Annotated in this window: 24 protein-coding genes; 20 read left to right on the forward strand and 4 right to left on the reverse strand. The window is 37.5% G+C overall.

Features of this window, described 5'->3' with window-relative positions; all coding sequences use genetic code 11:
- The first annotated feature begins 581 nt into the window (after nt 1-581).
- From CBE70_RS16780 to lhgO, 17 genes are all read left to right on the forward strand, one after another.
- Entirely contained in the window at nt 582-1,187 is a 606-nt protein-coding gene (locus tag CBE70_RS16780) for an ankyrin repeat domain-containing protein (RefSeq protein ID WP_100160225.1), read from the forward strand.
- Nucleotides 1,188-1,209: 22 nt separating this feature from the next.
- Nucleotides 1,210-2,133 carry a DUF2877 domain-containing protein gene (locus CBE70_RS16785; RefSeq protein WP_100160226.1) on the forward strand — a complete coding sequence of 308 codons (924 nt, stop codon included), beginning with the start codon at nt 1,210-1,212 and terminating at the stop codon, nt 2,131-2,133.
- On the forward strand, nt 2,123-3,673 hold the full coding sequence (gene fdrA / locus CBE70_RS16790) for an acyl-CoA synthetase FdrA (protein ID WP_100160227.1): 1,551 nt from the start codon (nt 2,123-2,125) through the stop codon (nt 3,671-3,673). Before CBE70_RS16785 ends, fdrA begins: the two co-directional genes overlap by 11 nt.
- The gene (locus CBE70_RS16795) at nt 3,673-5,088 is read left to right on the forward strand and encodes a YlbE family protein (protein ID WP_100160228.1); all 1,416 of its coding nucleotides are present in this window, start codon (nt 3,673-3,675) and stop codon (nt 5,086-5,088) included. The genes fdrA and CBE70_RS16795 overlap by 1 nt, the downstream gene beginning before the upstream one ends.
- A 108-nt stretch (nt 5,089-5,196) precedes the next feature.
- Nucleotides 5,197-6,762, forward strand: a complete 1,566-nt coding sequence (locus tag CBE70_RS16800) for a permease family protein (RefSeq protein ID WP_100160229.1) — start codon at nt 5,197-5,199, stop codon at nt 6,760-6,762.
- A gap of 78 nt (nt 6,763-6,840) precedes the next feature.
- Nucleotides 6,841-7,791, forward strand: a complete 951-nt coding sequence (locus CBE70_RS16805) for a carbamate kinase family protein (RefSeq protein WP_100160230.1) — start codon at nt 6,841-6,843, stop codon at nt 7,789-7,791.
- 63 nt (nt 7,792-7,854) lie between these two features.
- A complete protein-coding gene (locus CBE70_RS16810; RefSeq protein WP_100160231.1) occupies nt 7,855-9,237 on the forward strand; it encodes an amidohydrolase family protein in 1,383 nt (460 codons plus the stop codon).
- A gap of 519 nt (nt 9,238-9,756) precedes the next feature.
- Complete coding sequence (locus CBE70_RS16815) at nt 9,757-10,185, forward strand: PPC domain-containing DNA-binding protein (RefSeq protein ID WP_100160232.1); 429 nt, start codon at nt 9,757-9,759, stop codon at nt 10,183-10,185.
- 77 nt (nt 10,186-10,262) lie between these two features.
- Entirely contained in the window at nt 10,263-10,844 is a 582-nt protein-coding gene (locus tag CBE70_RS16820; protein WP_100160233.1) for an ECF transporter S component, read from the forward strand.
- A 2-nt stretch (nt 10,845-10,846) separates the two neighbouring features.
- Nucleotides 10,847-11,548: an energy-coupling factor transporter transmembrane component T gene (locus CBE70_RS16825; protein ID WP_198585741.1), complete on the forward strand. Its 702-nt coding sequence runs from the start codon at nt 10,847-10,849 to the stop codon at nt 11,546-11,548.
- Nucleotides 11,542-12,384 (forward strand): energy-coupling factor ABC transporter ATP-binding protein, encoded by an 843-nt coding sequence (locus CBE70_RS16830; protein ID WP_100160234.1) that lies wholly within the window; start codon nt 11,542-11,544, stop codon nt 12,382-12,384. Before CBE70_RS16825 ends, CBE70_RS16830 begins: the two co-directional genes overlap by 7 nt.
- Nucleotides 12,371-13,192, forward strand: coding sequence for an energy-coupling factor ABC transporter ATP-binding protein (locus CBE70_RS16835; protein WP_100160235.1), 822 nt, complete (start codon nt 12,371-12,373; stop codon nt 13,190-13,192). The genes CBE70_RS16830 and CBE70_RS16835 overlap by 14 nt, the downstream gene beginning before the upstream one ends.
- Nucleotides 13,193-13,256: 64 nt before the next feature.
- Nucleotides 13,257-13,769 (forward strand): DedA family protein, encoded by a 513-nt coding sequence (locus CBE70_RS16840; RefSeq protein ID WP_100160236.1) that lies wholly within the window; start codon nt 13,257-13,259, stop codon nt 13,767-13,769.
- 401 nt (nt 13,770-14,170) lie between these two features.
- A complete protein-coding gene (locus tag CBE70_RS16845) occupies nt 14,171-15,205 on the forward strand; it encodes a TAXI family TRAP transporter solute-binding subunit (RefSeq protein ID WP_075670985.1) in 1,035 nt (344 codons plus the stop codon).
- Between the two features lie 12 nt (nt 15,206-15,217).
- The gene (locus CBE70_RS16850) at nt 15,218-17,185 is read left to right on the forward strand and encodes a TRAP transporter permease (protein ID WP_100160237.1); all 1,968 of its coding nucleotides are present in this window, start codon (nt 15,218-15,220) and stop codon (nt 17,183-17,185) included.
- A complete protein-coding gene (locus tag CBE70_RS16855; RefSeq protein WP_100160238.1) occupies nt 17,186-17,899 on the forward strand; it encodes a FadR/GntR family transcriptional regulator in 714 nt (237 codons plus the stop codon). It begins immediately after the preceding gene.
- 15 nt (nt 17,900-17,914) lie between these two features.
- Nucleotides 17,915-19,117 carry an L-2-hydroxyglutarate oxidase gene (lhgO, locus tag CBE70_RS16860; protein ID WP_100160239.1) on the forward strand — a complete coding sequence of 401 codons (1,203 nt, stop codon included), beginning with the start codon at nt 17,915-17,917 and terminating at the stop codon, nt 19,115-19,117.
- 68 nt (nt 19,118-19,185) lie between these two features.
- Here the strand turns inward: lhgO and CBE70_RS16865 are convergent, their stop codons facing one another.
- Entirely contained in the window at nt 19,186-20,064 is an 879-nt protein-coding gene (locus CBE70_RS16865) for a LysR substrate-binding domain-containing protein (RefSeq protein WP_100160439.1), read from the reverse strand.
- 170 nt (nt 20,065-20,234) lie between these two features.
- Here CBE70_RS16865 and bla point away from each other — a divergent pair, with 170 nt between their 5' ends.
- Together bla and CBE70_RS16875 are read left to right on the forward strand one after the other, a co-directional pair.
- Nucleotides 20,235-21,131, forward strand: a complete 897-nt coding sequence (gene bla / locus CBE70_RS16870; RefSeq protein WP_100160240.1) for a class A beta-lactamase — start codon at nt 20,235-20,237, stop codon at nt 21,129-21,131.
- A gap of 182 nt (nt 21,132-21,313) precedes the next feature.
- Nucleotides 21,314-21,538, forward strand: a complete 225-nt coding sequence (locus tag CBE70_RS16875) for a hypothetical protein (protein ID WP_100160241.1) — start codon at nt 21,314-21,316, stop codon at nt 21,536-21,538.
- A gap of 104 nt (nt 21,539-21,642) precedes the next feature.
- On the opposite strand, the gene CBE70_RS16880 is transcribed toward CBE70_RS16875, so the two are convergent.
- Entirely contained in the window at nt 21,643-22,107 is a 465-nt protein-coding gene (locus CBE70_RS16880; protein WP_023582027.1) for an Lrp/AsnC family transcriptional regulator, read from the reverse strand.
- Between the two features lie 161 nt (nt 22,108-22,268).
- On the opposite strand from CBE70_RS16880, the gene CBE70_RS16885 reads away from it, so the two are divergent.
- Nucleotides 22,269-22,880 carry a LysE family translocator gene (locus CBE70_RS16885; protein WP_100160242.1) on the forward strand — a complete coding sequence of 204 codons (612 nt, stop codon included), beginning with the start codon at nt 22,269-22,271 and terminating at the stop codon, nt 22,878-22,880.
- Nucleotides 22,881-22,936: 56 nt separating this feature from the next.
- On the opposite strand, the gene CBE70_RS16890 is transcribed toward CBE70_RS16885, so the two are convergent.
- On the reverse strand, nt 22,937-23,506 hold the full coding sequence (locus CBE70_RS16890; protein ID WP_100160243.1) for a HutD/Ves family protein: 570 nt from the start codon (nt 23,504-23,506) through the stop codon (nt 22,937-22,939).
- A gap of 114 nt (nt 23,507-23,620) precedes the next feature.
- Nucleotides 23,621-25,036: an aminotransferase-like domain-containing protein gene (locus CBE70_RS16895; RefSeq protein ID WP_100160244.1), complete on the reverse strand. Its 1,416-nt coding sequence runs from the start codon at nt 25,034-25,036 to the stop codon at nt 23,621-23,623.
- Between the last annotated feature and the right edge of the window lie 121 nt (nt 25,037-25,157).

The raw sequence follows: 25,157 nt of genomic DNA on the forward strand, positions 1-25,157 counted from the left end.
TCGGTATATTCGAAAAATAAATCAATTTAAATATTTAGTGAAAATTATTTAACGGTCTTAATTTTTAGTCTTTATCCTCTTTTTACTCTCTAAAACCATCACACATTGGGCTTATTAATTACAGACTATTTATAGCATGTAAAAAAACAGGACACCAAGACAAAAAAGCGTAAAAATTATTTAATATTATTGAGTTAAATTCCCAAAAGAGAGCCAATGTTTTTATTTATTTTTAAAAGAAAGAGATTTAACAATTATAAAACATTTAATTTGAGGCCTATCACAGATTTGATTAAATCTAAAATGAGTCAGCCAATTAACAAAAAACATTCAAATAAAATGGTCAAAAACCAGTCAAAATGAGTCAAAAAAAGACAAAAAATCATGCTCTAACGCACAAAAATGACTCATTATGAAATTCAATTCAACAATAGATGGACTAATTGATGAATCAAATTTAAATGGATTCTATTTATTAATACGAGTTGTTATGATTTATCCATTATAAATAATCTTTAACTTGTCTTTATCTATTTGGTTATGACGAATGAAATTTCAAATAACCAACAAAGGAAAATATCATGACAACAAACACATTAGCGCAAGACTTTTTGAACGCAGCAGAAAAAGGACAGTTAGAAATATTAAAAAGCTGTCTTGAAAAAGGTGTCGATATTAATGTTACCAACCGACAAGGCCGTACAGCGATTATCAACGCAAGTTTGAATAAACACTATGAATGTGTTGCTTTTCTTATTAGTGCAGGTGCAGATATTAATAAACAAGACCAAACCTGCTTTAATCCTTTTTTATTAAGCTGCCTAAATAATGATTTAACATTACTTCGCCTTGTATTACCTGCAAATCCTAATTTAGATTTATTAACCCGTTTTGGTGGTGTGGGTATTACGCCTGCCAGTGAAAAAGGTCATGTTGAAATTGTCCGTGAGTTATTAGAAAAAACAGAAATTAATGTCAACCATACTAATTTTGTCGGCTGGACTCCATTACTTGAAGCTATCGTATTAAATGACGGTGGAGAGAAACAACAACAAATCGTTAAACTGTTATTAGAGTATGGTGCAAACCCTCATATGACAGATAAATACGGTAAAAAACCATTAGAGTTGGCAAAAGAAAAAGGCTATACCGAAATAGCTGATTTACTGATTGCCGCAGGTGCATAAATCAATATAAGCAAGGAGATTTGTGAACAAGCACACATCTCATCGGCAAATATTATACGGATTAACGGCTGATGCACATTTTCTTGAACTTTTACATCAGCCTCAATTATCAGGAACAATAAAACAAGTATTTAATAAAGCGATTAATTTTTCGATTAATAATACACTTTATACTTTGCTTTGTTCACCATTAGATAATGCACCTAATAGTTGCCGAATAATAAATAAATCTTTTTCTTCTTTAAACATAAAAGAAAATGATTATATCAATATTATTGAGAATGAAATACATATTGGAAAAGGTTATTTAATTTCATTTCAATTATGTAAAAAATGGCAAAAGGAAAATATTAAATTTCACCAAGATAAATTAAACAATCATAATTATTTGTTATTTTTAAATTCACAGATAAATAAAATTGACGTTATCTTAAAAGATAGCACACATTCTCTTTTTAATTATCAAGGAGATAATTTATTTCATCTCCAAATATCAAAAAAATTAAATACATTACGTGCTGAATTAATAAATGTATTAGTTAATAGAGAACATAAAAATTTAGAAAAAATTATTAACCAATTTATTGGATTAGGTATTGGGCTAACTCCTTCAGGAGATGATTACCTTGTGGGGCTAATGGCATTTTTGTTATTAGAAAAACACCCTATTCATTCTCTTTCCTCGATTTTTTATCAAGGAATTATGCAGAGCAAAATGAATACGACTCCCATTAGTGCCATCACCTTAGAAAAGGCTCTAGAGCAAGAATATCGCGAAAATATGTATCAGCTAATACAAAGTCTAGTTGATGCACAAGAGACAAATATTTATTCACAAGTTTTAGCCATTTTAAATATCGGGTCAAGTTCAGGCAGCGACATGTTATTTGGTATTCGTGATGCACTGTTCATTACCCATTCTTTCGGAGAAAGATATGTCAATTAAAGTTGTCATAAAAAAGAACACTTACTTTGATTCCGTTTCACTGATGTCGATTTCAACAAAAGCAAACCAACTGGATAATGTTGAACAAGCTTTTGTTGCAATGGCAACTGAAATGAATAAAGGCGTATTAAAAAACCTAGGTTTATTAAATGCTGAATTAGAAGATGCTAAAAATGGTGATTTAATGATCGTCATTAAAGGTGCAAGTGATGAGGCAAATGAAATAACACTTGCCTCTATTGAAGAACTTTTTGTGAAGAAAAATCAAAATAGCGGACAGCATGAAGCAAAATACGCCACTATCAATTCCGCTAAAAATCATATTCCAGAAGCAAACTTAGCGATTATTTCTGTCAATGGTCAATTTGCGGCTCGAGAAGCTCGCATTGCATTAGAAAACGACCTCAATGTTATGCTGTTTTCTGACAACGTTTCCATCGATGATGAATTGTCACTAAAACAATTAGCCAGTCAAAAAGGTCTGCTCATGATGGGACCTGACTGCGGAACGGCTATTATCAATGGCACAGCACTCTGTTTTGGTAACAGTGTACGCCAAGGTAATATTGGCATTATTGGTGCGTCTGGCACAGGTAGCCAAGAACTGAGTGTGCGTATTCATGAGTTTGGTGCCGGTATTTCGCAACTTATTGGTACTGGTGGGCGTGACCTGAGTGAAAAAATTGGCGGCATCATGATGATTGATGCACTCAAAATGCTGGATGCTGATGATAATACAAAAGTCATCGTGTTAATTTCTAAGCCACCAGCAGCCATGGTTGCGAAAAAAGTGTTAGAACAAGCTGAAAAATGCCATAAACCTGTTGTGGTTTGTTTCTTAGGTAGTCAACCACTTCCAGAAAATAAACCTGGACTTATCTTTGCTCAAGGCACCAAAGAAGCCGCTTTAAAAGCCGTTCTATTAACAGGTATTCGTCAAGAAGATTTAGACTTACACCCTCTTAATCTCCCTTTGATTGATGAAATCAGAGCCATTCTTAAGCCAGAGCAGAAGTATATTCGTGGCCTATTCTGTGGTGGCACACTATGCGATGAGGCAATGTTTAGTGCGCTTGAAAAATACGATAATGTTTATAGTAATATTCAACCTAATCCTGATTTCCGCTTAAAAGATCTCAATAAAAGTATTGCCCATACTTTCCTAGACTTTGGTGATGATGACTTTACCAATGGTAAACCACACCCAATGATCGACCCAACAAATCGTATTGAACGTTTATTGCAAGAAGCTCGTGATCCTGAAGTCGGCGTCATTATGATGGATTTCATCTTAGGCTTTGGCTCTCACGAAGATCCTGTTGGTGTCATGATTGATGCCATTAAAGAAGCAAAAAATATCGCCAAACAAGACGGTCGTGAACTCGTGATCTTGGGTTATGTGTTAGGTACTGACCAAGATACCCCTTCTATGGATGCGCAAGTCAAAATGCTCACTGATGCCGGTGTCATTTGGGCAAGTAGTAGTACCAATACTGGTTTACTGGGTCGTGAATTTGTCTGGAAAGGAGAAAAAGCATAATGACTTCATTATTTAAACAACCTTTAAATGCCATCAATATTGGTATTGAAATGTTCAGTGATGATCTGAAAAAACAGCATGTTTCAGTCACTCATTTAAATTGGACGCCACCAGGTCAAGGCAATATTGCTGTGATCAAAGCGCTTGACAGCATTGAAGCTAACGCTGCATTACAAGAAAAAATTAAAATCGCTAATGCACAAGCACTTGAACGTATTATTAAATCACAGCCTGTTCTTGTTGGGTATGACCAAGCGATTAATGTCGTGCCAGGAATGACCAAAAATACCATCTTACACGCAGGTCCACCTGTTGAATGGAAAGATATGTGTGGCGCAATGAAAGGCGCTGTAACTGGTGCTTTGGTTTTTGAAGGACTAGCAAAAGATTTAATAGATGCTGAACGTGTTGCCGCATCTGGTGAAATCATATTCTCACCTTGTCATGAACATGACTGTGTTGGTTCAATGGCAGGTGTGACTTCTGCCTCTATGTTTATGCATATTGTTGAAAATAAAACATACGGTAACCGTGCCTTTACCAACCTTAGTGAGCAGATGGCAAAAATTCTGCGAATGGGTGCCAATGACCAAAGTGTTATCGATCGTTTAAATTGGATGCGTGATGTACTGGGTCCAATGTTACGTGATGCAATGAAAATTATTGGTGAGATTGACCTACGTTTAATGTTAGCTCAAGCATTACATATGGGTGATGAGTGCCATAACCGCAATAATGCAGGAACAACACTACTGATTCAGGCATTAACAACAGGCATTATTCAAACTTCGTTTTCAGTGGCACAACAAAAAGAAGTGTTTGATTTTGTTGCAAGCAGCGACTATTTCTCAGGTCCAACATGGATGGCAATGTGTAAAGCCTCTATGGATGCTGCACACGGTATTGAATACAGCACCGTTGTCACAACAATGGCGCGTAATGGTTATGAATTTGGATTACGTATCAGCGGATTACCCGGACAATGGTTTACAGGCCCTTCACAACAAGTTATCGGCCCTATGTTTGCAGGTTATAAACCTGAAGATTCAGGTTTAGATATTGGGGATTCTGCGATTACTGAAACCTATGGCATCGGTGGTTTTGCTATGGCGACTGCACCTGCCATTGTGGCATTAGTCGGTGGAACTGTAGAAGAAGCTGTCGATTTCTCACGTCAGATGCGAGAAATCACATTAGGTGAAAACCCCAATGTAACCATCCCTTTACTTGGTTTTATGGGTATTCCAACGGCTATCGATATTACCAAAGTTGCGGCTAGCGGTATTCTTCCTGTGATAAATACAGCTATCGCACATAAAGATGCTGGTATAGGTATGATTGGTGCAGGTATTGTTCATCCTCCGTTTGATTGCTTTGAAAAAGCAATGCTGTCTTATGCTAAGAAATATGCCTAGTCTCCACTAAACAAAAAACAACGCCCGACACATGTCGGGCTATAAAAATAATGCAACATATTCCCTAAACATTGCACAGTTAAATATGATGGGGATAGGAGTATGAATATGAGTCTATTAAATATTAAATGGAAACGTGGTGACTTGGCGGCCTATTTTGGCTTAATGACCAATAACCTCACCAACCTACTCACAATGATGGGGCTATTAATCTTTGTTGTCGGTATTCCCTCTGAAATGGTTTATGGTCGTATTGCTCCCGCCTTTGGTTTCGCTGTTTTATTAGCCAGTGTCAGTTATGCCTATTTTGGTCAGCAGATGATCAAACAAACGGGTCGCCAAGATGTCACTGCATTGCCTTCAGGCCCTAGTGCACCGTCTATCTTCACCGTCACTTTTTTAGTTATCATGCCAGTTTACCAGACAACTCAGAATGCTGAATTTGCTATTCAAATTGCATTAGTCTGGTGTTTTGTTGAAGCGATGATCCTTGTCGGTGGCTCTTTCCTTGGCGAAACTATCCGTAAGATGATCCCTCGTACAGTGCTTTTATCCTGTCTGTCAGGTCTTGGCCTACTGTTACTGGCAATGAACCCAATGTTACAAGCTTTTGAAGCACCTACGGTTTCATTTATCGTTTTACTATTAATTTTCATCAACTGGTTTGGCAAAAAACCTATTTTTGCACGTATACCAACGGGTTTATTATTATTAATTGCGGGTTCTGTATTAGCTTGGGTTTCTGGCTTACAAAGCCCTGAAGCTATCAAAACTTCCATGGAATCATTTGGTTTTAACCCTCCAGGTATTCATATCGACAGTTTCTTTAACGGTTTACCCCATGCTTTACCTTATTTAGCTTCTGCGGTGCCATTAGGTTTAGCTAACTATATCTTTGACTTAGAAAATATCGAAAGTGCTCACGCAGCGGGTGATGAATACAATACACGTAAGGTAATGTTAGCTAACGGTTTATCATCAACCGTTGGGGTAATATTAGGTAATCCATTCCCTGTCACCGTTTATGTGGGTCATGCGGGTTGGAAAGCGATGGGTGCAAGTATTGGATACACATTGGCATCAGGTATCACCATGTTTATTGTCCCTCTTTTCGGTATTGGGGCATTTATGTTAGCCATTATCCCGATGACGGCAATTGTACCTATTCTCGTCTTTATCGGTGTTGTTACTGCCAATCAGGTTGTTCGAGAAACCCCAAAAGTTGAAGTCCCTGTTATTTTTATCTGTCTATTCCCATGGATTGCAAACTGGGCATTAACCATGGTGAACAGCGTTATCAGTGCAGCAGGAACATCAGCAGGCGCAATTGGTATTGAAACACTGTTACATAAAGGCGTTTATTACCAAGGTCTTGTTCACTTAGGAAATGGTGCACCGTTAGCCAGTATGCTATGGGGTTGTATTGCAATCTTCGCAATCTTAGACAAACCATTACGTGGCGCTGTTGCGGCTGCGGTAGGCGCAATACTGGTATTCTTTGGCATCATTCATTCACCAGCTGTCGGTATTGCCACAGGCTCTACGTTAATGTTTGTTTATGCTTACCTTATGATGGCCGCTTTATTTGTCCTAAAACACTTCTTAGATAATCGCCAATCAGTAGAAAAACAACAAATCGAGAAAGCTGAGAAACTCAGTAAGTCCTCTCAATAATATTGTCCTCTGATAGTGGGTGTGAATTTATACACACCCACTCTATTCTAAAACGCTTTATATCAGGATACGCCGATCATGAAAGAACTCGTGGTAGTTGCCATTGGTGGCAACAGTATTATTAAAGACAACAACAGCCAATCTATTGCCGATCAAGAAAAAGCCGTTCAAGAAGTTGCTCAACATGTTTGTGATATGCTTGAAGGCAATTATGATATCGTTTTAACGCATGGAAATGGCCCTCAAGTTGGCTTAGATTTACGCCGTTCTGAGATTGCTCACACCGAAGAAGGATTACCACTGACACCGCTGGCAAATTGTGTCGCAGATACTCAAGGGGGAATTGGTTATTTAATCCAACAAGCGCTCAATAATGTATTAATCAAACGCCATAATCGCCAAGCAATCACCCTCATCACACAAGTTGCGGTTGATAAAAACGATCCTAAATTCAATGCACCTGATAAACCTATCGGCGCCTTTTTCACAAAAGAACAAGCGGATATTTTACAAGAAACAAATCCAAACTGGCATTTTATAGAAGATTCAGGTCGAGGTTATCGCCGTGTAGTGGCATCGCCTGCTCCCAAGCATATCATTGAATCTAAAGCTATTCGGACATTAATCCAACACGATTATGTTGTTATTGCCGCAGGTGGTGGTGGGATCCCCGTTATCAAAAATGGCGATAACAGCTATAAAAGTGTTGATGCAGTTATTGATAAAGATTTATCCACAACATTGCTGGCAAAAGAATTGAATGCAGATATTTTAATTATTACGACAGGTGTGGAAAAAGTGTGCATTAATTTTGGCAAACCCAATCAAAAAGCGCTAGGTGAAACATCTATCGAAGACATACAACGCTATATGGAAGAAGGCCATTTTCCTGCTGGCAGTATGCTACCCAAAATTGAAGCCAGCCTCTCATTTATCGCAAATGGTGGGCAACGTGTAATTATCACGACACCTGAAAAGCTCCCTGAAGCTTTACGCGGTGAAACAGGCACACACATCATTAGCAACTAACCTTTTCTGATTTCAACATAAGCATATCCTCTGAAATTACGCACTTTATCCTAAGGAATTTCGATGAAAACAGAACAAAAATTAGGTAGAAGAGAGTTTCTTTCCACTGGTGCGAAAGTCGCCACGGCATGTACATTGTTTGGGGCAATGCCTAGCGTTGCCATGTCAGATCAACAAAATAAAATGCTTTCGAGTATCAAAAATATAACAGATACCCATTATTATCTGGATAACGTCCTTCTCGAAACAGGCTTTGAATATCGTGATGCAACTGTGATTGGTACCAAAACTGCATTACAGACTATCGAAATTAATAATGGAAAAATTATTAGCATTCTTCCTAATAATGCCCCTTCAGCGTCCTCTTTGAACCGCTATAGCGCACAAGGCAAATTAATGTTGCCAGCATTTCGTGACATGCATATTCATTTAGATAAAACGTTTTATGGTGGTTCATGGCAAGCGCCAGGATCCAGAGAAGGTAAAACCATTGTAGATATGATTGCGCTTGAGCAAAAATTGTTACCTGAATTACAGCCCTATACCCAAGAAAGAGCACACGCTCTGATCGATTTAATTCAATCCCATGGCTCTACGGTTGCACGTAGCCATTGTAATATTGAGCCTGTGTCTGGGTTAAAAAATTTAGAAGCGTTACAAAAAGTGCTCGATGAGAGAAAACAAGACTTTACATGTGAAATAGTAGCCTTTCCTCAACATGGATTACTACGCTCAAAATCAGAATCATTAATGAGAGAAGCAATGCAAGCCGGCGCTCATTATGTTGGAGGTTTAGATCCGACTAACGTTGATCATGCGATGGAAAAATCTCTCGATAGCATGTTCCAAATCGCATTAGATTATAATAAAGGTGTTGATATTCATCTTCATGAAACCACACCTGCTGGGCTTGCAGCCATTAATTATATGATTAAAACCGTCGATGAAAATCGCAGTTTACGTGGTAAAGTCACGATCAGTCATGCTTTTGCTTTAGCAACACTCACACCAGAACAAGCCGATAACATCGCAAAACAACTGGCAGAGCAACAAATCACCATTGCTTCCACCGTGCCCATTGGTACATTACACATGCCATTGAAAATACTTAATAAAAATGGTGTTTTCGTGATGACAGGCACAGATAGCGTTATTGATCACTGGTCGCCATTTGGTCTTGGCGATATGTTAGAAAAAGCGAATTTATATGCTCAACTTTATACTCGCCCAGATGAATTAGCCCTTTCACGCGCACTCGCCATTGCAACAGGAAATATTTTACCGCTTGATGAAAAAGGCAATCAAACATGGCCGAATCAAGGTGATGATGCCAGCTTTGTTCTGGTCAATGCCTCTTGTTCGGCTGAAGCAGTTGCACGTATTTCATCAAAACAAGCTTCCTTCCATAAAGGATATTTAGCCTACGGCTCTGTGCAAAAACAGTGATAAATATTGTAATTAAAGGCACTTATCAATAAAAAACACCCTAATGGCATTAATGGCTATTGGGGTGATATAAATATCAGTTTCTTTTTAAAAGCTATTTATTTTGATTAAAATAAATACTTATTACTGCAATTAACAATAAAAAATATCCTATTATGTTTTTTATTTTACGATATCTATTTGCTTCTTAAACTAAAGATTTTTTAAAAATCTCAGTGATAAAATAATCAATCTAACTTAATTCCTCGCTCAAGTTTAAATTACGCTCTACTTATCACGCCCTCTTTCATTGAAATTATTAACATTTAACTTTAAATGTTATATTTTAATTGTTTGCGTTAATTTAAAATAATCATATTGCCTATTCCCTATCAGTCCATTTCAATGAATAATAGAGAAAGAGACGTTTTATACTGAATGGATATTCACATACACTGTTTTTTTATCTTGCCAATCCTTTTACCTTGATAGATTTTTTGCTGAAAAGACACGCTCTATTTTATTGTTTAGGAAAATGCCATGCTTCAAACACTGCCTACAACTTCTCATGCTCGATTTATTGCGCTTCGTTTACTGCCTAATGACGATGTGATTATGGCATTACGACAGATAATGAAGGAGCAAAATCTGAAATCGGCATTTATTGCAGGTTGTGTGGGCAGTTTAACAGATGTGGTATTACGCTTTGCAGGACGTGAAGAAAATCGCTATCTTACAGGTAAATTTGAGATTGTTTCGCTGATTGGCACATTAGATTCTCAAGGGGAACATTTGCATTTAGCTGTCTCAGATGAAAATGGAATAATGTGTGGTGGACATATGATGCCAGGTTGTACAGTGCGCACGACGCTAGAGCTCGTTATTGGTGAGTTAGAGCAAGTGACTTTTAGCCGTCAGCCTTGTAAACACTCTGGTTATGAGGAGTTGGTCATCACACCGCGTAAATAGCCTTTTTATAAAAAGAGCGTTATTGATGCAAAATAATAAAACCAATAGTCACTATCCTTTGTAAAGGTTTTTAAACTATGTCTACAACTCCTCTAATTTCGAGCCGTACTCTTGTGCTCATTGTTGTTTCTATTGCAATAAATATGATCGGTGGTCAAATCACCTCAATGGTCAAACTTCCTATCTTCTTAGACTCTATCGGTACGCTTATCTGTGCTTTATTAGGTGGTCCATGGGTTGCATTATTTACTGGATTATTAACCAACCTATTATGGGGATTAATTAGTGGCCCAATGGCAGCTGCATTTGCACCTGTTGCGATGATGATAGGATTAAGTGCAGGTTTATTGGCTCGTGCTGGTGGTTTTCGTTCATTAATTCGAGTTATTGGCTCTGGTATTATTATTACTTTAGCGTTAATGATTGTCGCCGTTCCAATTCGCACTTATTTATTTGGCGGTGCCACTGGCAGTGGCGCAGATTTCTTTGTCGCTTATTTTCATGCGGTTGGTGAAGGGCTTATTGAGTCTGTTGCAATTACTGTTTTAGGTGCAAATCTCGCCGATAAAATATTATCAGCGATTATTGCTTGGTTATTAGTACGTCAATTACCACAAAGAACACAACGCAACTTCCCTACAATGGCTAAGGTTCGCTAATAATGCATCCCTTTACCTCATTGGTATTATGGCTTTGGCTAAGTGCCAGTGTGCTGTTTTTATCATTAAGCTTACCACTGCTGATTATCAGCAGTGGTACTTTTATTAGCTTATTACTTTGGAAAGCCTCTCGCTGGCGTTGGCGTCTTATTGCATGGTTAATGATCCCTATGGCGATAGGCTTATGGTTAGTTCATAGCGGTTGGCTTGCTTATTGGTTAACCGGTGGCATTTTAGATACCAGTAAACAAACTATGGCAATAACGCTATGGCTAAGATTATTAGCAATAATAAGCGGTGCTCAATTGTGGTTACAGTACACTTCAACCGAACAATTTATTAGAGCCTTATTTGCTAGCCGTCTACCAATGAGCCTTTCCTATTTATTGGCGGGGCCTTTATTACTTGTAGAACAATTGCGCCAACAATTACACAATATAAGAGAAGCACAATTAGCGCGAGGTGTACCCCTTGATGGTTCATTCTGGCAACGTCTAATCACATTACCTGCCATTATCTTGCCACTTATTAGCCATGTATTAAGTGATTTAACTATTCGTAGTGCTGCATTAGATATGCGAGGATTTCGTATTATTACAAAACGTACCACGCTTTCTCCTCCTACCGATACACCACTACAAGAGATGTTACGCTATTTTATTTTACTGCTTATCTTTGTTGAAGGAGCTATTTGGCTATGGTAATAAATCTTCAGCAATTTAGTTTTACCCCGAAAGACGACGAGCAACCTATTATTGGCCCTGTTGATATACAATTAAAACAAGGAGAATGGCTTGTTGTTTTGGGTGGAAATGGCAGTGGAAAAAGTCTTCTTGCCCAACTGCTAGCAGGTTGGTATCCCGATTTATTAACAGGTTCAGTGCAAGGCTTGGGAATTGTACAAAACATTGCTCTGGATAAAAGTCGATTAGTGTCACTAGCCCCCGGAAGACAACTCGTTCAACAATCGCCTCAATTACAACTTTCAGGTTGTGCTTTTACAGTAGAGCAAGAGATTGCTTTTGGCCCTGAAAATTTAGGGTTAAGTGATAATGAAGTTCGATTTCGCGTAAAAGAGGCAATGATATTAACACAATGTGATAGCCTTCGTTTTCGTCACCCTTCTACACTTTCAGGCGGAGAGGCTCAGCGTGTTGTAATTGCAAGCGCCCTTGCTATGCACCCTAAATTATTATTGCTTGATGAAACATTTAGTCGTTTAACACCTAATGCAACACAACAATTACAGCAACGCATTAAACGGTACGCACAAGAGCACGAATGTAGTGTGATTATTTTTGAACGCAACTTATTGCCAGCAATAACACTTAGTGAACAATTTTTATTGTTAGAAGCAGGAAAAATAAAAGCAGCAGGTGCCTTAAAAGATATATTTCCTTTTTTATTTACAACAATTAATGCACCTGATGCATGGCTAGCTTTAAATTGGTTAATTGAAAACCATCATTGGAACAAAAATATTGTCAATAACGATAAAGCTTTACTTAAGGCTTTTAAGGAGTTTTATGTTACAGCTTGATAAAGTGACTTATCGTTGGAGTGAAGATGTTCCACCTTGTATTTCTCAATTATCTTTAACTTTAAATCAAGGTGAATGGATAACACTCGTTGGTGATAATGGCGCGGGAAAATCAACCCTATTACGTTTAATTGCCGGATTGTTAACGCCTAACGAGGGTGAGATAAAACTCAATAATCAGTCATTATCTCAAATGAAAGCTGAGCAACGCGCTCAATATATTGGTGTATTATTCCAAGAGCCTGAACGACAAATATTTCATAACACAGTAGAAAAAGAAGTCTCTTTTGGTTTGAAACAACGCAAGTTTTCTAAAGAAGAGATTAAAAAACGTTTAGATGAAACATTAGAGCTTTGCGGTTTAAGTGATGTCGCTGATGTTCATCCTTTAGATTTACACGCAGGTCAACGTAGAATGGTTGCCGTCGCAAGTTTGAGTATTCTATCACCTCAAATATTACTGCTTGATGAACCGACTCGCGATTTCGATGCACATTGGCTAACTTGTTTTGAGAACTGGCTTCAGGTACAAAAAACATTAGGCATCTCAGTTCTTGCTATTAGCCATGATCTTGATTTTGCGGCGCGTCATTTTCAGCGGGTTATCCATTTATCTTCAGGAAAATTAATTGCTGATGGCGCTCCTGAAAACGTATTAATGAGCTCAACACTGCAATCCCTTTCAGATATACCTGCGCCTACGTTATACTCTTTAAGCCAGAAATTAAAATTACCGATTAAAAACTCTCCCATTGAATGGGCTAAAATGCTAGTTGAAATGAATAAAAATCGTAAAATTAATTCATAATAATCTTAAGGTTTATCTATTATTAGTATCCGTTGTTGTTTATTTTGTTGCTGGAGATAATAAAATGGAAATTATTCACACCCTATTAGACTCATTGGGGCATTTATCTCCTATTACACTGTTTCTCTCCATTACATTAATCACAGCAGGAAAATCGACTATTGGTATTTCTTCATTTTTACCTCCTGCCTCTTTAATGCTGATCTTTATTTTTGGTGCCTGCTTACCTCTTTATTCTCCTATCTTTCTTTGGTTAGCAACCAGTTGTGGCGCACTGTTAGGTTCAATTATTAGCTATGAATTAGGGCGTTCTATTTATCGATTTCCTCGACTTAAATCATGGGTTAAGCGTTATCAGTCAAAAATTAATCGAGTTCAACAACTATTAAAAAATAAGACTTACTATATTTTATTTATTTCTCGATTTCTTGCTGTATTTCGTTATTTAACGCCCTTTAGTGCCGGTTTATTAAAACTGCCTACATACGGTATTTACATCACTAGTGCTATTTCTGCATTAATTTGGTCAGCGATGTTTGTACTGATTGCGACAGGTGTACTTTCTATTGCTCTATAAAATCGGCAATTACGACTAACCTTTACAACTAAACTTTACTTATTTTCTTAACACTAAAATAGACTATTTTTCCCTTTCTTTATCAGATTATTTGCCAATTTTCTGATCCCTCTATTTTTTCATTTTATTTTTTATTATCGATAAATAGGCTATTTTTTAGCTCATTTTGTCGTTTCTCTAGCAAGTTATTGATATTTTCTTTTGTGTTTTATGACTATCACCATAATTATGATTAAAAATTGCATAATTACTATGTTGATCACAAATTGTTGTTTTCTTGTTTTAATTTCATTACTCCAGTTCACAATTTATTAACGTTCCTTATTTCTATAAAAGTTGTCATGTTGTATACAAGTTGGTGTGAAACATTCACCTGCGTTTTTATGTACAGGAACAACATCATGAGAATAAGAAAAACAAAGCTTGCCATCGGTATTGTTGCTGTTATTGCTGTTGTCTCATTAGCAGTAATCGGCAAAAAAGAGAATGCGAATAAACAATTTCTCTCTGTAGCAACCGCTTCAACAGGAGGAACCTATTATCCGATGGGAGTGGGTTTAGCAAACGTATGGAGTACGCATCTTAAGGATAGAGGCGTTCAAGTAACAGGGCAGTCTTCTGCTGGCTCAATAGAAAATATCTATTTAATGCAGAAAAATGAAGCCCAACTTTCTATTTTGCAAAGCCTTTTAGCAGTAGAAGCTTATGAAGGGGTGCGTAATTTTGAAGGCAAACCAGAAAAAGATCTGCGTTCAATTTCGATGTTATGGCCGAATGTTGAACACTTTGTTTTAATGGATAACAAAGTAAAAACAGGCACATTAGACGATATTCGCGCAACAAGTTTTTCCGTTGGTCCCCAAGCCAGTGGTACTGAACAATCTACAATTATTATTCTTAAAGGCGTTAATTTAACAAAAAAAGATATCACCCCGGAATATCTTGGATATGGTGATACCGTTTCTGCCATGCGAGATGGTCGCCTTGATGGAGGTGCATTACCTGCTGGAGTGCCAGCTTCTGCGGTAACTGATATGTACGCAAGTGGTGTCAGTGCAAAATTACTCGAAGTCACAGATAAGCAACTTGATGATATCAATCATGTGGCGAATTCATGGTTTCGTTTTGAAATCCCGGCCAACACCTACCCTCGTCAAACTGAAATGGTCAATACGATTGCTCAACCTAATATCTTAATGACCACAACCAGTATCGATAATGATCTGGTTTATGAGTTGACCAAAACCATGTTTGAGAACCTTCCTGAAGTTCACCAGGTTCACAGCGCGGCCAAATACATCACCACAGAAAATGCATTAAAAGGTGTTTCTGTGCCATTACATTTAGGGGCTTACCGCTACTACAAAGAAATCGGATTAGAGATCCCTGATTATCTTATTCCACCAGAAGCTCAAACGCAGACTAATAATAAATAACAGGAGTGAGTTATGACTAACAATGACCACCTAACTCCGGTAGAGCCACCTGCATTAGATAAAGAAGCAAGCTCCGGCAATCGCCAACTTGCAGGTATTTACCTGAAAATTACCACGACTCTTGCAATATTAATTTCGCTTTACGCTATTTATTCCAACGCATTATCAAATACTCAAGAATTTTACCGTAATACCATTTTTCTTAGTGGTATTTTAATTTTAGGCTTTATTTTATTTCCATTCTCTAAGCGTTTTTCTACGCCTAAATTTAACGGATGGGATTATCTTTTTATTGCTTTAACATTAATTAGTTATGGTTATTTTTTCTTTAATTACGTTGACCTTCACGTTGTGAGAAAAAGTATTCCAAACACGACTGATTATGTCATGGCTATATTAGGAATTATTGTACTGTTTGAAGCGGCAAGAAGAACCACTGGGTATTTCATTCCAGGGCTTGCAACTTTTGCTATTATCTATGCTTTATTTGGTCAGTACTTTATGGGTATTTTCGGTCATGCAGGATTCTCTGTAGAAAGATTGTTATACCGTTTATTTATGACCAGTGAAGGTATTTTTGGGATCACCCTTTCAACAGCCTCGACAGCGATTGTTGTCTTTATTCTTTTTGGATCATTCTTAAGTGTGAGTGGCGCAACTGCACTGTTTAATGACTTAGCTCTTGCTCTTGCGGGTCGTCGCCGTGGTGGTCCTGCTCAAGTAGCTGTTATTTCATCTGCATTAACAGGTTCATTAAGTGGAAGTGCTGTTGCCAACGTAGCAACAACAGGGACTTTTACCATTCCTTTAATGAAAAGCATTGGATTAACACCTCGCTTTGCGGGTGCCGTAGAAGCAACAGCATCAACAGGCGGTATGATAATGCCACCTATTATGGGTGCTGCCGCATTTATTATGGCGGGCTTTTTAGGTATTTCTTATACCACTATTGTTATTGCAGCAATTATTCCAGCGTTGTTGTATTACGCAGCTTTAATTATGGCGATTGATATCGAAGCCAAAAAACAAGGATTAAAAGGTTTAAGTAAAGAGAATATTCCACAAGTTAAAGCGGTATTAAAAGCGCGTGGTTTATTATTACTGCCTTTAGTTATTGTTATTGGCACCTTATTAGTGGGTAAAACACCTATTTATGCAGGCTTCTTAGGTATTCTGACCATTATTGTTGCAAGTTGGATAACGCCTGATAAATCAGTTCGTATGACATTAACTAAAGTAGCTGACGCCTTGGCTGAAGCGGCTCGTGGCTCTGTTCAAGTAACTGTCGCTTGTGCTGCAATTGGTGTCATTATCTGTGTTGTTACAATGACGGGTATCGGTGCAACATTAGCATTTAATATCGTCTCAATGACAGATAACACATTATGGATGATCTTATTAGTCGTTATGCTAGTGTGCATTGTATTAAGTATGGGTTTACCTTCAACGGCGTTATATATTGTTGTGGCCGTTACAGTGTCACCTATCTTAATTAAAGCGGGTGTTATGCCTTTAGCCGCCCACTTCTTTGTTTTCTGGTTTGGTGCTTTATCCAATATTACACCACCAGTAGCATTAGCCAGTTATACCGCAGCCAGTATTGCAAGAGCTGATCCAATGCAAACATCATGGGATGCGGTTCGTTTAGCACTTCCCGGTTTTATTATTCCGTTTATTTTAGTCTATAACCCTGCTTTACTGATGCAAGGTGATAATTTAGGTGTACTTTCTATTGGATTAATGATTATTAGTGCATTAATCGGAATTTATGCACTAAGTATCGCAACGGCAAACTTCTGGATGATTAAAACAACGTGGTTTGAGCGTATTGCATTTGCAGCAGCGGCAATTCTAATGATTAAACCGGGCTTATATACCGACCTTTTAGGTGTCGCCTTGATCCTATTAACCGGTGCATTCCATTTATTACGGTCTAAAAAACAGTTAACCAATATGGGGCATGCATCTGGAGAAAACTAGATGATACAAAAGATCTCACGCCAAAAAGCGTCGCATCAAATTCTTGAGCAGATAAAGCAAAATATTAGTAACGGGACTTACCCTATTGGTGAAAAGTTACCCTCTGAAAATGTACTTGCTGACGCCTTTGGCGTCAGTCGAGTCCCCATCAGAGAAGCATTAGGTGTCTTAGAAGCCAGTGGCATAGTAACTTCACGCCAAGGGGGCGGTCGCCGTGTAATTGATCATTCTATACTCAGTAAATATGAACCCTTAGTTATGGAAATTGCTTGCCCTAAAGAGATAGATTCGCTGCTTGAAATGCGTGAGGTCATTGAACATGAAGCGGCAGCCATTGCCGCTTTACGTCGAACACCAGAAGAATTACGCGCTATCGAAAACGCCCACGATGCCTTTGTTTTAGCAACAAGACAAAACAAAAGTATTGGTCATAAAGAGGACTATCAATTTCATCGTTCTATTATGGTTGCCGCTCATAATCCTTTTTTTGTCCGGATCTTAGATAACTTACACGAACTCTATCTTGGCGTATTAATGTATTCGTTAAGTAAAAACAAAGGGCGAGATACCGAAATTGAGCGAGTGATTGCAGAACATGAGGCAATTGTTGAATCAATACGCCAACAAGATCACGATGAAACAAGCCATAGAATGCGTCTTCATTTAACCAATGTACGTGGCAAATTAAAGCGCTTACAACAAGAACCCTGTTAATTTAAAATTTTTAAAATGGATAATATTATGACTTATGACGTGATTATTATTGGTGCGGGATTAGTCGGATTAGGGGTTGCAAGTGCGCTACAAGAGAGTCAACCTGAGCTGAAATTGCTAGTGATTGATAAAGAATCAGGCCCTGCTGTTCACCAAAGTGGGCATAACAGTAATGTTGTTCATTCAGGTATTTATTACACACCAGGGAGCCTTAAAGCAAGGCTGGCAAAACAAGGCAACATTACGACATATGCGTTTTGCCAACAACATAATCTCTATTATGATCGTTGTGGCAAAGTCATTGTTGCTACCAATGAAAAAGAGTTAAAAGCTTTAGAAAATATCTATCAACGTGGCATAGAAAACGGGCTTGAAGTTATCAAAATGACCGAAGCTGAGCTTAAAGTCAGAGAACCTTATGTTAATGGTATCGCAGCTCTATTAGTTCCTGATGCTGGTATTGTGAATTACCCTGAAATTGCGACAAAACACGTTGAAATTATTCAATCACGCGGTGGTGAATTTGCGTTTGGGCAAGCGGTTACAGCAATTAATGAAACCGATGATACTGTCACGGTCACAACATCCAATAATCAATTTACAGGCAAATGGTTGATTAATTGCGCCGGCTTATTTAGTGATCGTATTGCTAAAATGGCTGGTTATGACACAGGCATGAAAATAGTCCCATTTCGTGGTGAATATTTTATGCTTAATACTAATAAAAACTACTTAGTAAACCATCTAATCTACCCTGTTCCTAATCCTGATTTCCCTTTCTTAGGGGTGCATTTTACTCGCATGTATAACGGGCATCGGGATGTTGGACCTAATGCAGTATTAGCCTTTAAACGAGAAGGCTATAAAAAAAGCGATATTAACTTAAAAGATCTTGCTGAAGTTCTTACTTATAAAGGATTTTGGAAAATTGCTGGAAATTATTTAGGTGAAGGAATGGCAGAGCTTCGCCGCTCATATTCGCGTAAATTATTTACTGCAAATGCACAAAAACTCATTCCTGATTTACGTGAAGCAGATATTCATCCTGGTCCTGCGGGTGTTCGAGCCCAAGCATTAACTCGTGAAGGGAAATTAGTGGATGATTTTCATTTTGTAAAAGGCAAACGCTCACTGCATGTTTGTAATGCCCCATCACCTGCTGCAACAGCATCTATTGAAATAGGCAGAGAAATAGTAAAAGAGCATTTTTCTTTGTAATTAAAAAATATACAGTGAGTAAAAATAACAAATAGCACTGAAATTAATCAGTGCTTTTTATTTTTATATCACTCACGGCATTCTTTTAGCGCTTCATTCATTAGCCACTGTTGAAATATTTCCATTGATGCTGTCATTGGCTTTGATTTTAAATATGTTAGCCAATATTTTCCCAATTCAACTTCTATTTTAAAGGGTTGTACTAACTGGCCATTTTCAATTTCTCTTGAAAACATTTTTACTGGTGCTAACGCAACTCCCCCTTCATAAATTGCGCTTTCAATCATTAAACGTGAAGAGTCAAAAATAGAGCCTGTTATTTTTACCGGCGACATATCTGCTTTTTCAAACCATTGTAACCACTCATCTTCTCGATAAGAGCGATATAAGCTTTCATTTATTAAATCAGTTGGATGTTGTAACCGTTTCGCTGTATCTGATGAACACAACACCGTTAATGGCGCAGAAAATAACGCTTTGTTATGTGTCAATGGCCATAAACCCTCACCAAATCGAATGGCAAAATCTAATCCTTCAGTAGCTAAATTAACCACATTATTATTTGTTCTTAAATTCACTTCTATTCTTGGATATTGCTGCCTAAATTCAGCCAATCTGGGTAATAACCATCCCACAGCAAATGTGCCGACAGCCGCAATTGAAACAACATCGCGATATTCACCACGTTCAAATTGCTTAAATACACGTTCAATATCACTAAAAGCCGTTGTTAACACAGAAAATAAGATCTGGGCATCGTCCGTCATTTCTAAGCCTCTAGGCAAGCGCTTAAAAAGAATAACGCCAAGTCGCTCTTCTAACATTCTCACTTGTTGGCTAACAGCACCTTGGGTGACATACAGTTCTAATGCCGCTTTGGTAAAATTAAGGTGTCTTGCTGAAGCTTCAAATGCACGTAATGCATTTAGGGGAAGATGAGTTCGCATAATATTCTTAGCCATTAGATTTTCTATAACCTAAGGTGATTTATTATCGATTGTCAATAAATCAATTAAATAGGATATTGCACCTTATAAATAAACGGCTCTATATCTACTCAATAACTGTCTATTTATATTGATATTTTTTTATTAACTTAATATGAGCAACAATCACTATGTTTAAGACAACATTTCGCCAAACCGCAGCGATCGCAGTTTCATTAATATCTCTATTGGCATCTCCAACGTTATGGGCTAACACCAATAATACGATTGAAGAGCAATTAAGTACGCTTGAAAAATATAGCCAAGGTCGTTTAGGGGTTGCCTTAATCAACACGAAAGATAACTCGCAAATAACATTCCGTGGTGAAGAACGCTTTGCAATGGCAAGTACAAGTAAGGTTATGGCTGTTGCGGCTGTTTTAAAAGAGAGTGAAAAACAAGCGGGATTATTAGATAAGAATATTACGATTAAAAAATCTGATTTAGTTGCTTACAGCCCTATTACAGAAAAACATTTAATAACAGGAATGTCTTTGGCTCAATTAAGTGCTGCGACGTTGCAATATAGCGATAATACAGCAATGAATAAAATCTTAGATTATTTAGGAGGTCCAGCTAAAGTTACTCAATTTGCACGCTCAATTAATGATGTAACTTATCGCCTAGATCGCAAAGAGCCAGAATTAAATACAGCAATTCATGGTGATCCTCGTGATACCACTTCTCCAATTGCCATGGCTAAAAGCCTTCAAGCATTGACATTGGGTGACGCACTAGGTCAATCTCAACGTCAACAACTTGTTACTTGGTTAAAAGGTAATACAACAGGTGATCACAGTATTAAAGCGGGTTTACCAAAACACTGGATTGTTGGGGATAAAACCGGCAGTGGTGATTATGGTACAACTAACGATATTGCCGTTATTTGGCCTGAAAACCATGCGCCATTAATTTTAGTCGTCTATTTCACACAACAAGAACAAGATGCAAAATATCGTAAAGATATTATTGCTAAAGCTGCTGAAATTGTAACAAAAGAGTTTTCAAATTCATCTCAAACAAAATAAATTTCTTTATTGATAATCTAAGCAAGAAATTAAATATAATAATAGGGCTATTTATTGGCTCTATTATTACAAGAGTACACAAAATAATATAAGTGAAATAACTGACAGCTAAAAAATTAGACTGTAATAAATACGCCTAATATAATTACTCCTATTAAATGGATTTATTTTAAGGAAGTAAAATGTCCGATCTTTTTGAATTAATTGGTGAATTATTATCTTGTGCAGGTCAAATAACTCTCTCACAGATCAGACTTTGCATTGTTATTCTTACAATGTTAATGCTAATTATCGTCTCTTTATGCACTTGGTCATTTGATCTCTATTTTATTGGTGCATCATTATTTATCTGTATGTTGCTTTATACACCAGAGATATATCGGTTTATTAAAAGCTGGATAGTTTAACTTATGTCCATAAAAAAGCCTCCGTTCAAAATTAACTAGAGGCTTTCTTTATTAAGAAGATCGTGTGATGATTTAAAATCAACTAAACCTAAATGTTTAGAAAGTTAAAGTGGTAAAGCAAAACTCACTTTTACCGTTTCCATTGGTACTTCTGTTTTTATACTTTGGATGCTTGGAATTTGCGTTAAATAATCGGCATGAAAGCGACGGTACGTTGCTAAATCTTTAGTCACAATTCGAATTAACGCATCGCATTCGCCCGCCATTAAATGACACTCAACCACTTCAGGTAATACCTTGATAGCCTTTACAAATTCTTCAATAGTTTCAGCATCTTGTGCTCTAAACCAAATTCTTGCAAATAAAGATAAACCTGCATCAACCTTACTACCATCTAATACAGCAACATAACGAGTGATCACACCAGATTCTTCGAGCAAACGCACGCGACGAAGGCAAGGAGAAGGTGAGAGTCCAACCTCTTTTGCCAGCTCAATGTTCTGGATTTTGCCATCACGTTGAAGCACCTGCAAAATATGCTTATCTATCTTATCTAATTTTATTGACATCAAAGATTAACCTTAATTCTATTTGTGGAATTTTATTGCCAATTAATTCTTTTTGTTAGCAACAAAGCAACCCGATTTTTTCGAAAACATCATATAATCTTTCCGCTAAATTTCACAGCAAAAACGATATTTCTCTTAAACTATCTCTATCAGGTGAAAAGATGGAATTTAACACTTTATTATTATTCGCATTAACGGTTCTACCGCTTATCTGCACACCTGGGCCCGATATTCTTTTTATCTCATCTCAAGGGCTATCAGGTGGTATGAAATCTGCATGGGTTGCCAACGCTGGCGTTATATCAGGCTATTTAACCCATGCATTACTGAGCGCATTAGGGCTTGCAGCCTTAGTGTCAGCATCACCCATTTTATTTCATTTACTCAAATGGGTTGGTGTGTTTTATATCAGTTATCTTGCAGTCAAAATGTTGATATCCGCCTGCAAAAAAGGCCAATTAGCCCTCGATGCCTCAAAAACCTCACACTTATTTCGTAAAGGTTTTTTAACCAGTTTTCTTAATCCTAAAGGACTATTAGTTTATCTCGCTATTTTACCAAACTTTATTGATAATCATAATGATATCGCAACACAATCATTGCTGTTATCTGGGATATTTATCACGACTTGCTTAATTATTTATGGTTTGCTCGGCACTTTTTTTGCTTATATTGGCTTAAAAGGCGGTTTAAGTGAAAAACGTCGCCGCTATAACGATGGCATCGCGGGTGGATTACTCACATTTGCTGCAATTAATCTGGCTTTAAATTAGCCTTAATCCTAAGCACTATTTATTATTCTAATCAGTATTTGACCACAAGAATGCCTTTATTTCAGTGGTCGAATATCTGCCCATAATAATTGGCAATTTGCAGTTAACGGTCTTATTTCACCTTCTCGAATATCAGGTAACCACCAAGCTCCCTGTCCTTTTGATAAACTCTGGCAAGTCGCGCCAATTAAACTCCATTCACCTTGAGTGACATAAATTAATCCTGCATGAGAACTAGGTAAAATAAGTGGTTGTGTTACTAAGGTCGTCTCGGCTTTCCAACATGTTCGACGCACCATAATATTTAGGCACTTTACGCCACCTTTAATAAGTTCAGATTTAACATGAATATCACCTGAAAAATCAAAAGGCTGATAAGAGTCTGTAACGGAATGATTAAGAAAACCGGGGCTATTTAAATTGATGCCATTACCTTCTAATAGCACCATTTGCCTTTCAATGTCAGGAAACTGTCCTAATGAGCTATTCTCTTCGATAGAGGTTAAACACGCTCGCCATGAAAAATCATTATTAACTGGCCAGCACACGATTTCTTGCGTTGTGCCTTTTTGATTATTCCATGATATAAACGGTAACTCTTGTTGATCAAAACAACGTAGCTTCATTGTATCCTCCTTCAATATCTGGCTATCAGTCTGATAATGAGGTTAAGGATCAATCATTGGAGATTACCGTTAATAAATCAATAGCTAACTTTTAAAAATGTGCGCTGGCGTCAGCTATTTACGTCGTAATTTTCTGCACCCTTCTCCAATAATTTCCATTCCTTTTTCAGTACGACTATTCCATTGAAAAGAAGAGTTTAAACGAAACGCATGATTAAATTGAGAACTGGTGGAAAACATTGAACCGGGCGCAATACTGACACCTCTTTCTAATGCAAAGTGATACAGTTTATTCGCATCAAATGTTGACTCAAACTCTAACCAGAGAAAATATCCTCCTGATGGAATATTCACTTTTACATCTTCTGGTAAATGCGTTTGTATCGCTTGTAACATACGATAACGCCTTTGTTCTAATAATAATCTTAATCGGCGAAGATGCGTATCATAGCCACCTTGTGACAAATAATCGGCAATTGCTTGTTGTGTTGGCATACTCGCAGATACTGTACTCATCATTTGCAACTGCTGTATTTTTGTTGCGTGTTTTCCTGCTGCAACCCAACCCACACGAAATCCCGGTGCAAGACATTTAGAAAAAGAAGCGCAATGTAAAACACTATTTGTTTTATCAAAACCTTTTACTGGCATGGGTGCTTTCTGGCTGTTATAGAGTTCACCATAAACATCATCTTCGATTAGCGTTATCTGTTTCTTCGCTAATATATCCACCAGCCTTATTTTGTTTTCATCAGGCATTGTTCCACCTAATGGATTTTGACAATGACTCATCAACCAACAAGCTTTAATATCATATTGCTCAACCACTTTTTCGAGTTCATCTAAACAAATTCCTGTTACTGGATCTGTTCTAATGGCAATTGCTTTTAATCGTAAGCGCTCAATTGCTTGTAATGCACCATAAAATGCAGGTGATTCAATCACAACCCAGTCACCCGGTTCAGTAACGGCTTGCAAACTAAAACTGAGTGATTCCATTGCACCAGCGGTAATCACGATTTCATCTGGAGAGACATGAATTCCTTGTAATGCATAGCGTTGTGCAATGTTACGGCGTAACTTTTCATTTCCCGGTGGTAGATTGATCACTGAACTTTGGGGTGCTAAATGTCTTGCAGCGGAAGCCAACGCGCTACTTAATTTAGGCTGAATAAATAAGCTGGGATCGGGGAAAGCGGAACCAAAAGGAATAATTTCAGGATCTTTACACGCTTGAAGTACATTGAAAATAGAGGTACTTATTTCAACATTTTCACTCATGTGTAGCCCTTTGCTGGCTGTCACTTGACCGAAACGGTTATTACGATGTGCAACGTAATAACCTGATTGTGGTCGCGCTGTTATCCATCCTTGGCTTTCTAATAACTGATACGATTGTAAAACAGTCATTAAACTTAAACCTGATTGTTTCACCGTATCCCGCAATGAAGGTAAACGGTCGCCAGATTGCCAGATATTATCTTCAATTTGTTGGCGTATTTGCGCTGCAAGCTGTTCATATCGAGTCATATAAAACTGTTTACCTCAAAACTGTTATAGTCATTTTTAAACTTATTGTCACTATTATAGCTTACTGTCATATGGTCTACTAATCCACACGATTTACCTGCAATTTACATTTTTATATCAA

Source organism: Proteus columbae, assembly GCF_002777965.1.
GTDB lineage: Bacteria > Pseudomonadota > Gammaproteobacteria > Enterobacterales > Enterobacteriaceae > Proteus > Proteus columbae.